At 66.8% G+C, this 12127-nt stretch carries 7 protein-coding genes, 1 pseudogene and 1 other annotated feature; of the genes and pseudogenes, 2 read left to right on the forward strand and 6 right to left on the reverse strand.

Annotated features, from left to right (window positions below; translation table 11 throughout):
• Positions 1-115: 115 nt before the first annotated feature.
• From ADT71_RS35325 to ADT71_RS01375, 4 genes and pseudogenes are all read right to left on the reverse strand, one after another.
• Positions 116-1812 (reverse strand): annotated as a pseudogene (locus ADT71_RS35325) (arylsulfatase).
• A gap of 81 nt (positions 1813-1893) precedes the next feature.
• On the reverse strand, positions 1894-2847 hold the full coding sequence (locus ADT71_RS01365) for a TauD/TfdA family dioxygenase (protein ID WP_054434423.1): 954 nt from the start codon (positions 2845-2847) through the stop codon (positions 1894-1896).
• 52 nt (positions 2848-2899) lie between these two features.
• Positions 2900-4291 carry an MFS transporter gene (locus ADT71_RS01370; protein WP_054434410.1) on the reverse strand — a complete coding sequence of 464 codons (1392 nt, stop codon included), beginning with the start codon at positions 4289-4291 and terminating at the stop codon, positions 2900-2902.
• A gap of 24 nt (positions 4292-4315) precedes the next feature.
• Positions 4316-6745: a TonB-dependent receptor gene (locus ADT71_RS01375; protein WP_054434412.1), complete on the reverse strand. Its 2430-nt coding sequence runs from the start codon at positions 6743-6745 to the stop codon at positions 4316-4318.
• Between the two features lie 792 nt (positions 6746-7537).
• Here ADT71_RS01375 and ADT71_RS01380 point away from each other — a divergent pair.
• On the forward strand, positions 7538-8269 hold the full coding sequence (locus tag ADT71_RS01380) for an SDR family oxidoreductase (RefSeq protein WP_132470263.1): 732 nt from the start codon (positions 7538-7540) through the stop codon (positions 8267-8269).
• A gap of 388 nt (positions 8270-8657) precedes the next feature.
• Here ADT71_RS01380 and ADT71_RS01385 read toward each other — a convergent pair whose 3' ends face one another.
• On the reverse strand, positions 8658-9014 hold the full coding sequence (locus ADT71_RS01385) for a hypothetical protein (protein ID WP_054434416.1): 357 nt from the start codon (positions 9012-9014) through the stop codon (positions 8658-8660).
• Positions 9015-9265: 251 nt separating this feature from the next.
• A complete protein-coding gene (locus ADT71_RS01390; RefSeq protein WP_054434418.1) occupies positions 9266-10747 on the reverse strand; it encodes a SulP family inorganic anion transporter in 1482 nt (493 codons plus the stop codon).
• A 101-nt stretch (positions 10748-10848) separates the two neighbouring features.
• Positions 10849-10904: a sequence feature (sul1 is cis-regulatory element that is thought to sense ions involved in sulfur or methionine metabolism; They are found in Alphaproteobacteria), on the reverse strand.
• Between the two features lie 96 nt (positions 10905-11000).
• Between ADT71_RS01390 and ADT71_RS01395 the strand changes: the two genes are divergently transcribed.
• Positions 11001-11924 (forward strand): LysR family transcriptional regulator, encoded by a 924-nt coding sequence (locus tag ADT71_RS01395; protein WP_054434420.1) that lies wholly within the window; start codon positions 11001-11003, stop codon positions 11922-11924.
• The last annotated feature ends 203 nt before the right edge of the window (positions 11925-12127 follow it).

Consider the following 12127-nt stretch of genomic DNA (forward strand, 5'->3'; position numbering starts at 1 on the left):
CGCGCGGGTGCGTTTCCTTACGGCCGGTAAGGCGCTTCGGTGGGCAGCACCACGCCATTGGCCTTGGCGTAGTCCTCCCAGTCGGCGGTGAGTTCGCGCGCGCGGGTGCGTTTCCTTACGGCCGGTAAGGCGCTTCGGTGGGCAGCACCACGCCATTGGCCTTGGCGTAGTCCTCCCAGTCGGCGGTGAGTTCGCGCAGCTTCTCCGGGTTGGCGGCCGAAAGGTCGTCAGTCTCGCCGGGGTCCTTGGCGATGTTGAACAGGCGCCACTGGCCGTCGCCGATATCGGTGACCTTCCAGTCTCCCTTGCGCAGCGCCCGGGAGCCGAACAGCTCGGTGCCGAGCGGTTCGTCCGCGGCGTGGACGAAGGCCGCCTTGCCTTCCAGCCACGGCCGCGCGCTCTTGCCGGTGATCGGCAGGACGGTGCGGCCCTGGAAGGTGGTGCCGGTCGCGGGAACGCCCGCGTAGTCCAGCAGGGTGGGCGCGATGTCGGCCACGCTGACGTAGGTATTGTTCACGCTCCGGGGATGGGCCAGCCCCTTGCCGCTGACGAAGGCGACGGTGCGGGTGCCGCCCTCGGAGGCGTAGGCCTTGGTCAGCCAGGACGGCGCCGTGCCGGCCTGCGCCCATTCGGGGCCGTAAGTGATATAGGAGTTGGGCTTGCCCCGGTTGCCGAAGGAATTGTCCGCTTCGGCCACGCGGCTGCCGAGCATCTTGGCGCCGGTGGTCCGGTAATCCAGCCCTTCGGCGCCGTTGTCCGCCAGGAATACGATCACCGTGTTGTCCAGTTCGCCGCTGGCGCGCAGTTCATCGATCACCCGCCCGACATTGCTGTCCATCCGCTCCACCATCGCGGCGTAGATCTCCATGTCGCGGGCGGCTTCGCGCTTGTCGGCCACGGAGAGCGAGTCCCAGCCGCCGCGCGGCGCGCGCACGCTGTGGGCCACGGTGCCCCTGGGCACGATCCCGAGCTGCTCCTGCCGGGCGATGCGGCGGCGGCGGATCTCGTCGAAGCCGACGTCGTACCTGCCGCTCTGGCGGGCGACATCTTCCTGCGGCGCCTGCAGCGGCCAGTGCGGCGCGGTGAAGGCAAGGTAGGCGAAGAACGGCTTGTCCGGGCTTTCCTGGCGGCTCTGCTTCAGCTCGGCGATGAGGTTGTCGCATAGGCGACCGACGAATAGAAATCCTTGTCGAGCGAGGCGAGCACTTTGCCGTCGCGCGTATAGGTGGTGTTCTTGACCGGGTCCGGTCCCTGATCGCGGCCGTAGTGATTGCCGCCGCCCTGCAGCAGCGCGAAGCTATGCTGGAAGCCGCGGGCATGGGGGTCGAGGTCGGGCGTCAGCCCGAGGTGCCACTTGCCCGAAAGCAGCGTGCGATAGCCCCCGGCGGCAAGGCGTTCGGCAAGGCTGGCCACGTCGCGGCTGAGATAGCCCTCGTAGCCGGGCTGGCCTTTCTGGTTGGGCGCGGTGAGTTCCGCCATGCTGCCCAGTCCGGCGCGGTGATTGTCCGTGCCGGAAAGCAGCATGGAGCGCGTGGGCGAGCAGGTGGGCGCGGTGTGGAAGCCGGTCAGCCGCAGCCCGTTCAGGGCCAGCCGGTCGAGATTGGGCGTGGCGATCTCGCTGCCAAAGGCCCCGACATCGGAAAAGCCGAGATCGTCGGCGATGATGACGAGGAAGTTCGGGCGGGCCTGCCGGGCAGGGGTTTCGGACGGCGCACCGGCGGGAGCAGGCGCCCGCGCGGCGGCCGGGGCGGCGGTGGAGGCAAGCAGAGCCGCGCCGAAAGCGGCGGCAAACGCGAAACGCGTGGTTTTCATCAGGTGGTCCTTGGTAGAAAAAGTCCCGCGCGCGACTGGAGACGCGGCGCGGGAAGTGACGGCCTATGCAGGTATGAGGGATCAGGCCGGTTCGTAGGTGGTCGCCTTTTCCTTGCGGATGGTGCGGCTGTGGCGGCCGTCGATCGAGACAGGCACCGATCCGGCGATCGTCGCGCGGCGCAGGGTGCGGCGCTGGAGGCCGAAGTCCGCCACGGCGCGGTGCTGGGTGGCCTGGTTGTCCCAGAACGCCACGTCGCCCGGCTGCCAGCGCCAGCGCACGACGTTTTCGGGGCGGGTGATGTGTTCCTGAAGGATCGAGAAGAGCCGCGCCGAATCCGCCTGGTTCAGGCCGACGATCCGCTTTACGAAGTGGCCAAGCAGCAGGCTGCGCTGGCCCGAGACCGGGTGGATGCGGACGAGCGGGTGCTCGGTCTCGTAGACGGTGGAGGCAAAGACGCTCTTGTGGAACTTGACCCGATCCTCGGCGGCGTCGTCGGCCTTGGGCGCATTGGCGAGAACCTGGGCGTAGTCGTAATCGTTCGAGTGGACGGCCCAGAGGTTGTTCACCAACTGGCGCAGGCTTTCCGGCAGCCCTTCGTAAGCGGTTTCGCCATTGGCCCAGACGGTGTCGCCGCCCGCTTCGGGAATGGTGATGGCGCGCAGGATCGAGCCGGCCGGATAGGCGTCCGTGAAGGTCACGTCGGTATGCCAGCTCGATGCGGCGTAGCCTTCCTTGCTGTCCAGTTCGAGCAGGTAGCGCGAACCTTCGGCCACCGGCACGGTCGGGTGAGCGACGGGATCGCCGAACAGCGAGGCGAAGGCTTCGTGGCGCTGGTCGTCCAGTTCGTGCTGGCCGCGGAAGAAGATCACCTTGTGGCGTACGAGTGCATCCTTGATGGCCTGCACGGTGCCCCCGTCGAGCTCTCCCGAAAGGGTGACGCCGCGAATCTCGGCGCCGATGGTGCCGGTGATCGGGGCCACGTCAAGCGGCGATGCAGGGTCCTTGGCGTTGGCGTAAGTGGCAATCGAAGTCATGGCATTCATTCCTTCTGCTTGGTCTGGAAACGGGGACGGTCGGTGTTCAAGGTCATTCGGCGGGGACGAGCGCGGCGGCGTAGACATCGTCGCGGGCCTTGAGCTGGCGGCGGACCTCTGCGTGGCGCGCCGCGTCGAGCGGGAACCCGGCCACCAGCGCGGCGGCGAGCGTGTGCGCCAGCGCGGGACCGATGGCGAAGACCAGCAGCAGCGCGTGAAGCGCGTCGGGCGTGTTGGTGGCGGCCTTGGGGTCGAAGCCGAAGGCGGTGACGAGCGGCAGGGCAATGCCGAAGGCGAGGGCGCCGCCGAGCTTCATCGAGACGCTGAAGACCGAATAGTAGAGGCCGACACGGTCCTCGCCGGTCTCGGCGCGGTGAAGGTCTGCCACGTCGGCGACCATCGAGCGCAGCATGAGGTTGCCCGACCCTTGCGAGAGGCCCTGCGCCACCGCCAGCGCCATCATCAGGCCGAACCGGTCGGGGGTGAGGAAGACGAGCCCGAGGTTGATCGCGGCCTGGGTGAGTTCGGCGGCGACGGCGGCCCGGCCCTTGCCGAGATGCAGTCCGATGCGCCGCCAGATCGGCCCGGCCAGCACGCCGAACGAATATTGCAGCAGGAAGAACCCGGCCGCCCATTCGGGGCGCTGGAAGTAGATCGTGACGATGAACAGCAGCAGCGCGGTGCGCACGCCCTGCCCGGCGGTGACGGCGGCGTCGGCGGCCAGCACGCGCAGCAGCAGCGGATTGCCGAACACGGCCTTCAGCGTCCTGCCCAGCGCGAACGGTTCCCCGCCCACCGGCGCGCTGCGATCGGGAACGGCGGTCAGCGTCAGCAGCAGGCCGGGGACGGCGGTGAACAGCACCAGCGTGCCGAACAGGGTCAGGCGCAGCGGGCCGTCGTCAGGGCGAAGCTGGTCCGCCAGCGTGGGCAGCAGCAGGGTGAGCACCAGCGCGGCGGACGACAGCAGGGTGAACTGCGAGGCGATCCGCGTGCGCTGGTCGTAGTCTCCGCTGATCTCGCCCGACCAGGCCAGCAGCGTGGTCTGGGTGGCGGAGGCGCCGGTGTAGTAGCACAGGACGCCGATACCGACCCAGGTGAGCCCCACGCCTTCGGGCGGGAAGAACAGCATGGCGCTGCCGATGATGAACAGCAGGCCGCCTGCCGCGATCCACGGGCGGCGCCGGCCGAAGCGGCTGACGGTACGGTCGCTCAGCGAACCGATCACCGGGTCCAGCAGCGAATTCACCACCTGGCCGATCAGGTAGACCAGCCCCAGCCCGGCCAGCGGGATGGCGTAGTGGCGCGACAGGATCGCCGGTACGAAGGCCATCACCGGCTGGGCCGCCGCGTAGACCGGCACCGCCAGGGCGGTGAAGCGCAGGAGGCGCCAGCCATCGAGCCGTTCCTGTCCCGGCGAAGATGAAGGATATGTCTCGTAAGTCATGGCTGGCGCTTCCGGTCTGGAGGGTCAGAACTTGGTACGAAGGGTCGCGCCGAAGGTGCGCGGTTCGCCGAGCTGGGCGGTGACGACGCCGGTGTTGGCGGCGCCCAGGCTCACGAAGTAGTCCTTGTCGAACAGGTTCTTGGCCCAGATCGAGAAGTCCCAGAGCCCGTCGTCGGTCTTCACGCCGATGCGGCCGTTGACGAGGCCGAAGCCGGGCACTCTGGCCCAGGCCGAATTGGAGGCCGACGTGTTGAAGTTCGAACGGTAGGCGTAGTCCGCGTGGGCGTAGAGGCCGAGATCGCGATCGCCCAGCGTGCCGAGCGGCTGGCTGAAGTCCGCGCCCACGTTCCAGGCGAATTTGGGCACGCCCGGCAGGCGCTCGCCCGAAAGGTCCTGCACCGCGCCGAGGTTCAGCCGTTCGATCGCCTGCGGGGCATTGGTGTAGCTGACGTACTTCGCGTCGGTCCAGGTGCCCGAGGCGTTGAAGCTCAGGTTGTCCGTCGGCGCGATGTTGAACTCCGCCTCGATCCCGCGCGAGCGGACCTTGGGAATGTTGGCGATGTACTGGCGGCTGACCAGCGGGTTGGCCGGGTCGAAGTCGGTGATGGCGGTCTGGTAATCGCTGATCTCGGTCCAGAAACCGGCGGCGTTGAAGGTGGCGCGGCGGTCGAGGAACTGGGATTTCACGCCCACTTCGAAGGCGTCCACCTTCTCGGGCTTCACCGTTGGATCGGTCACGCTGGCGGGAAGCTGCGTGAGGTTGAGCCCGCCCGACTTGTTGCCGCGCGAATAGCTGCCGTAGAGGAGCACGTCCGGCGCCACCTTCCAGCTCAGCGAGATCAGGCCCGAGAGGCTGTTGTCGCTGAAGCTGGTGCTGTAGAGCGGCACCACCTTGTTGAAGCTGGCGCGGATGGCGAGGATCTGCGCCTGGACGGCGTCCGAATAGCCCGAGATGTCGGCCGCCTGCGCCACCCACTGCTGGTAGACGCCCTTCTTCTCCTCATGCGTGAAGCGAAGGCCGGTGGTGAGGGTGAGGGAGGGCGTGATGTGCCAGTCCGTCTGCCCGAACGCGGCGAGCGTCTTGGTCTGCGGCTCGGAATAGGAGTTCACCTCGTAGCCGTTCAGCGCGGCGTCGGTCACCGCGTTGGAGGCGCCGAGGAACCACAGCGGCGCGGCCGAACCGTAGCCGGTGGCGCCGTAGCCGCGAACCGTCTGCCAGAAGTAATAGCCGCCGATCACGTAGTCGAAGCTGCCGCCGCTTTTCGAGGCAAGGCGCAGTTCCTGGCTGAACTGGCGCTGGCGGTTGGCCTGCTGGGCCTTGACCACCACCGGAAGCGAGGTGCTGTCACCGTCGTTGGCCGGGTCCCAGTCCCACCAGCGATAGGCGGTGATCGAGGTCAGCGTCGGCCCGCCGAGGTTCCAGTTGACCTCGCCCGAGACGCCGTAGCCCGCCATGTAGGACTGGTAGTGGCTGTCCGCCTCGCCCACGCGGTCGAAGGCGTCGAAGCTGGGCAGCGTGTACCCCGGGAAACGGGCGGCGCGCTGGGCGAAGTTGCCGGCGATCGTGGTGCCGTCGGCATAAGTGGTGTGGAGGCCGGCGAAGACGTTGAGGACGTGGTTCTGCTTCTGGCGCGCATAGTCGCCGATGATGCGGACCTCGAAGTCCGGATCGGGCGTGAGGAGGATCTGGCCGCGGATGCTCTTGTTCAGGTAGTCCTGCGCGCGGCGGTTGGTGGTCTTGTTCCAGAGGAACCCGTCGTTCTCGCTGATCGCGCCGGACAGGCGCACTGCCAGCAGGTCCTTGAAGATACCGGCCGAGCCCGAGGCGCGGACCTGGTAGTAGCCGTAGTTGCCGATGCTGGCCTCGGCCGAAAGCTCGGGATCGAAGGTGGGCTTCTTCGAGGTGACGTTGATGACGCCTGAAGTGGTGTTCTTGCCGAACAGCGTGCCCTGCGGTCCGCGCAGCACTTCGATGCCCTGAAGGTCCACGAGGTCGAACTGGGCAAGGCCGACGCGGCCGTAGTAGACGTTGTCGATATAGAAGCCGACGCCGTTCTCCAGCCCGTCATTGGTGAGCGAGACGTTGGAGCCGAGGCCGCGGATGTTGATGTTGGTGTTGCGCGGGTTGAAGGTGATGACCTGGAGGCTGGGCACCTGCTGCTGGATCGAGCCCAGCGTATAGTCCCCGCGCTTTTCGAGGCTGGCGGCGCTGATCACGCTGATGGCGACCGGCACGTCCTGCACGTTTTCATCGCGGCGGCGCGAGGCGGTGACGACGATGGCCTCGCCGCTGCCGCTGTCCGCCAGGGTGTCTGCAAGGGCTGAGCTTTCGGCGGCGGCTTCGGGCGCGGCGCCGGGAACCCCGTTTTCCTCGGCGGCGAGCGCGGGCGCGGCGGCAAGAAGCGTCGCTGCGAGCGCGAGTGGACTGGTAGCGATGGCGAACTTGAGAAGCATTAAGGTCGATCCCTGTTTTCGATGTGCTCGCCCGATCGATCGTCGGGCATGAAATTCGGTATTTCGAATGTGTTAGGGTGCCGGGCGCGGCTTTTCGGGCGCCCGCGTGCCTTCAGGGCGCAAGCCGTCGCCGCGGGACCTGCGATCAGGCCCGGCAAGGTCCGGCGGACGCACGGCTCCAGACGCGAAACCTGCGGTTCCGGCGGGAGACAGGCGAAATCTGTGACGGAGGGCGCAGTTTTCCGTCCCGCCGCCGTGGTCGGCTGGCGGTTCAGGTCCTGCGGTTCAGCCCGTTGGGCGCGTCAGTCGCGCTGGATGGTCGTCTGCATCGTATCACCTCATCATTGGCGTGAGGGGAACACGATGCCTGGCGCTGTCGCCTGAGCATCGCGCGCTTTAGCGGTTGGTAACGCGGAGCAAGCTGCTTCCCGATCAAATGCCGCGGACCAGGAAACCTTGGAAATGCACGGTGGGCCTGGTCAACCATGCCGTGCGGTGTGCTTGTCTACCTATTTGGTTGAGAATTGAGCGTCAAGCGCAAGGTTTTCTATTGCGGCCAATGGCTGGGATTTTGGGATCGGTTGAAAAGTGGCGCCATGCGACCCTGTAACCCAAGGAAATAGCGCGATTTTTCCGGGATGGGCACAAGCCCGGATAATCCCTTGGTAGGGGACTTTTCCCTAAAGAGAGGGCGTTGTAACGCAAGTGGATGGACACGCGCTTTTCCGGTTTTCCCGCGCTCGCATGGGCGCACCGCTCGCCGTACAATGCCGAAAAAGGCGGATTCTCATGATCTTGGAAGGCAGGACGGCGCTGGTCACGGGGGCTTCCGGCGGATTCGGCCGCGAGATCGCGCTCGGCCTCGCACGGGAAGGCGCGCGGGTGGTTCTTCATGGCCGCCGGGCCGGTCAGCTTGGCGCTCTGGCGCTGGAGATCGAGGCATTGGGCGGCGAAACGGCGATCGCCGCCTTCGACCTTGAGGACGGAGCCGCCTTGCCCGCCGCGCTGGCGCAAGTGGGGCGCATCGATATCCTCGTCAACAATGCCGGCCATCGCGACCGGCGGACGATGGATGCGCTGGACCGCGAGGCGGTGCGGCGGATGCTGGAAGTGAACCTGGTGGCGCCGTTCGATCTGGCCCGTGCGATCGCGCCCGGCATGGAGCAGGGCGGCCGCATCATCAACGTGACTTCGATCGCGGGGCAGATCGCGCGGGCCGGGGATGCCGCCTACACCATGTCGAAAGGCGGCCTCGATGCCCTGACGCGCGCCCTGGCGGCGGAACTGGGGGCGCGGGGGATCACGGTGAATGCGGTGGCTCCGGGCTATTTCGCCACCGAAGCGAATGCGGCGATGGTTGCCGATCCCGAAATCGCGGATCATCTCGCGCGGCGGACATCGCTGGGGCGCTGGGGCAGGCCGGAGGAGATCGCCGGGCCTGTCGTTTTCCTGGCATCGGCGGCGGCGAGTTATGTGACCGGGCAGGTCATCGGGGTGGATGGCGGTTATCTCGCGCATTTCTGACGATGCGGCCGCTCCGCTTGCAAATCATGCGGGTGTTTTTCACCGCGCGTAACGGCGGTGCAACGGTGTCAAAGCATCTTGAACAGCCCGGGCTGAAGCTTTGAAAATCATTTAATCATATGAAAAATAATGATTTATTGCGGGGCTTCTGCGTGAGTTGACGTACCTGTGTTGCGATTGCAAGACATGCACCTGCAATCGAGCGTCGCGCCCCTGCAATCGCAGCGGAGGTACCGGATTTTCGTGATGATTGCGTGATATGCAACTACCGCTCGATTTTCCTCATTTGCCGAATCTCTCGGTTTGGATCATTCGGAACGGGCCTTTCAGGCATCCTCTCCCAAAAACTTTCCAAGGCCGGTCCTCGCGACCGGCCTTTTTTTTTGGCCTACTCCAGCCCGCGCAGCCAGTGTTCGTAGAGCGTGAGCGGGTGAAGGTGCAGCCCCGCCTCGTCGAGGATGCCCGCGCACCGTTCGATGCTGGCGGCAAGGCACCTGTCATCCGGCCTGAAGCGCCTCGATACCTGGCGCTGCGCGGCGGCGATCCAGCCCAGCAGTGTCAGTTCGTCATCGCCGAGGTACAGCGTTCCGGGTTGCAGGACCGTCAGCGCCCGGCGTGTCGCCAGTGTTCGCAGGCGAACGAAGCAGGCCGCATGCTCGGCGAGCGTCTCCTCCCCGCGCAGGAGCGACAGGACGCGCCGCTCGACGCGGGGGCGGCGGCGCAGGGAGCGGTTGCTGTAGGTCATCGTCGTGCCTCAGCGCATGGCGGGATCGGCAGGCGGAACGGAGGAGGCAGGTATCGGCACACGGGCCGGCGGTTTCGCCGATGCCGGCCGTGTCTCCGGGGCGCTCGTCACGATATTTCTGCTAGTGATTGTCATCTGCATAATACTATGACGTTCGGCGCGGCCGAGATTCATCATTTTTTTTCGTATTCGCGGCCGGACGGCGGTTTCTGGCCGGTTTTTTGCGCCATCCGGCCGGCCTCAGGCCGGTCTCAGGTGGCGGCCTCGCTGGCCTGCGGGGCGAAGCGGTCCACCAGGATCGCACTGGCACGGTTGAGGCCGATCACGTCCACCGCGATGCCGTGGCGCTGCATTTTCGCCACCACTTCTTCCAGGGCGCCCACTGCCGTGACATCCCAGAGGTGTGCCGCGGTCAGGTCTATCCGCACATGGCGGGCGGTGTCGCGCAAGTCGAACCGGTCGGCGAAGATATCGGCGCTGGCGAAGAAGACCTGCCCGGAGACGGTGTAGGTCCGGGTGTCGGTGGCGGGATCGTGATCGACGCGGATGTCCATCATCCGCGTGACCTTGAAGGCGAAGAACACCCCGCTGAGCAGCACGCCCACGGCGACCCCGGCGGAAAGGTCGTGCGTGGCGACGGTGACCGCGACGGTCGCCAGCATGACGACGCCGGAGACCTTGGGGTGGCGGCCCAGATCGCGGAGCGACTTCCACGAAAACGTGCTGATCGAGACCATGATCATGATCGCCACCAGCGCGGCGACCGGCACTTGCGCCACCCATGGCCGCAGCGGCACCATGACGACGAGCAGGAACACGCCGGCGACCAGCGTGGAGAGCCGCCCGCGTCCGCCGTAGCGCACGTTGCCCACCGTCTGCCCGATCATGCCGCAGCCGGCGATGCCGCCGAACAGCCCGGCCGCCACGTTGGCAAGGCCGAGGCCGGTGCATTCCCGTGCCTTCGAACTGGTGGTCTCGGTCAGGTCGTCCACCACGCTGGCGGTCATCATCGATTCCAGCAGACCCACGGCGGCCATGGCAAGGGCATAGGGCGCGACGATGCGCAGCGTGTCCCAGTCCAGCGGAACGGCGGGCAGGCCGAAGGAAGGCAGCGAGGAAGGCAGGCGGCCGAGATCGGCCACCGTTCGCACCGGCATCGGGAACACCGCGCAGATCCCGGTCAGCACGACGATGCAGATCAGCGGAGAGGGAATGGCGGTGGTGATCCGGGGAAGCAGGTAGATGATCGCAAGGCCCCCGGCGATCAGGGCATAAGTGTGCCAGGTCACGCCCAGCATCTGGGGCACCTGCGCCGAGAAGATCAGGATCGCCAGCGCGTTCACGAAGCCGGTGCGGACCGACCGCGAGACGAACCGCAGCAGCACGTCGAGCTTCACCAGCCCGAAGACGATCTGCAGCAGTCCGGCCATGATGGTGGCGACGAGGAGATAGGACAGACCGTGGCTGCTCACCAGCGCTGCCGCGACCAGGGCGACCGAGCCGGCCGCGCCGGAGATCATCGCCGGCCGTCCACCGGCGAAGGCGATCACGATCCCGATCACGAACGAGGCGAACAGGCCGACTTCGGGGTCGATGCCGGCCACGAAGGAAAAGGCGATCACTTCGGGGATCAGCGCGAAAGTGCCGACCATGCCGGCCAGGATGTCGCGCCGGGCATCGGCGCCGCCGCTGAACCATTCGCTGCGATATCGGGCAAGGGACTGGGTATTCATCGATAGGGGTTTCCGCAGGAATCGCATCGGCGCCGTTCGCCCGGTGGGCTGGCCATGGGTCTGGCCGGGGGTCTGACGGGCGGGGCAGGGATTGCGAATTGCGTTGTCCGGCGGATCGGCGGCCGGAATAGCCACCCGGGATTGCACCGGGTCCAGGTGAGTGACGTTCGCCTAGCCTCAAGCCGGGGCGGGCGCAATATCGGGCTGCGACGCAAAAATGGACGTTCACGGGCTTACCGCCTAGGCTGCGGGGATGCGCAAGATTTTTGAACCGGATGCAAAGGCGCCGCTGGGCGCGGACAGGGCGCGGGCGCTTGAGGTCTTTGCGACGGTGGCGGCCGAAGGCAGTTTTTCCGCTGCCGGGCGCGTGCTTGGCCTCACGCCCTCGGCGGTGAGCCGCACGGTCGATCGCATCGAGGCGCGGCTTGGCGTGCGGCTGTTGCTGCGGACCACGCGGGCCCTGTCGCTGACGGCGGAAGGGCAGGCCTATCTTGGCGCGGCGCGCCGGATTCTCGCCGATCTCGACGATGCCGAGCAGGCCATCGCCGATCGCGGCACGCCGCGCGGGCGGCTGCGGATCAGCGCTGCCCATGCGCACGGACGGCTGACCATTGTTCCCCTGCTGGGCGAATTCGCGCGGCTCTATCCGCACATTCTGGTCGATATCAGCCTGAGCGACCGCCTGGTCGATGTCGCGGCGGGCGATGCCGACGTGGCGATCCGTTTCGGCCCGCTTGCCGACAGTCCGCTGACCGCGCGCAAGCTGGGGGAGAACCGCCGGGTAATCGTCGCCTCGCCGGAATATCTCGCACGGCGGGGGACGCCGCGCGTTCCCGAGGACCTGCTCCACCATAACTGCCTGAACTTCAACTTCCGCCGGGCCGAGCCGGTCTGGCCGTTTCGCCGGGACGGGCAGGACCATGCGCTGAGCGTGCGCGGCAGCATCGAGGCGAACAACGGCGAGACCCTGGGCCAGCTCGCAGCGGATGGTGTGGGGATCACCCGCGTCGGCCGGTTCAGCGTGGTGGAGGAGATCGCCTCGGGCCGGCTGGTGCCCTTGCTGGAGGACTACAACCCCGGCGACGTCGAACTGGTCCACGCGGTATTCGTGGGCGGACCGAACATGCCGGCCCGGGTCAGGGTCTTCGTGGATTTCCTGAGCGAGCGGCTGCGCTAGGCAGCGTGTGCAGATCGTCGGAGGAAGCGGACATGGTCCCATGGGCCGTGATCACGATTTGGGGGGCGGCTGCGGAATGACAAGTTGCGTGCAATAGACTCAAGATAGCTGATGGGGTGGACGCCCCCGACAGCCTTTATGGCAAAGTGGAGGTGTTGAAGCACCACTGAGGAGGCGTCCGTGTCACAGGTTACCACAATCGG

Source organism: Novosphingobium sp. ST904, from assembly GCF_001298105.1.
Taxonomy (GTDB): Bacteria; Pseudomonadota; Alphaproteobacteria; order Sphingomonadales; family Sphingomonadaceae; genus Novosphingobium.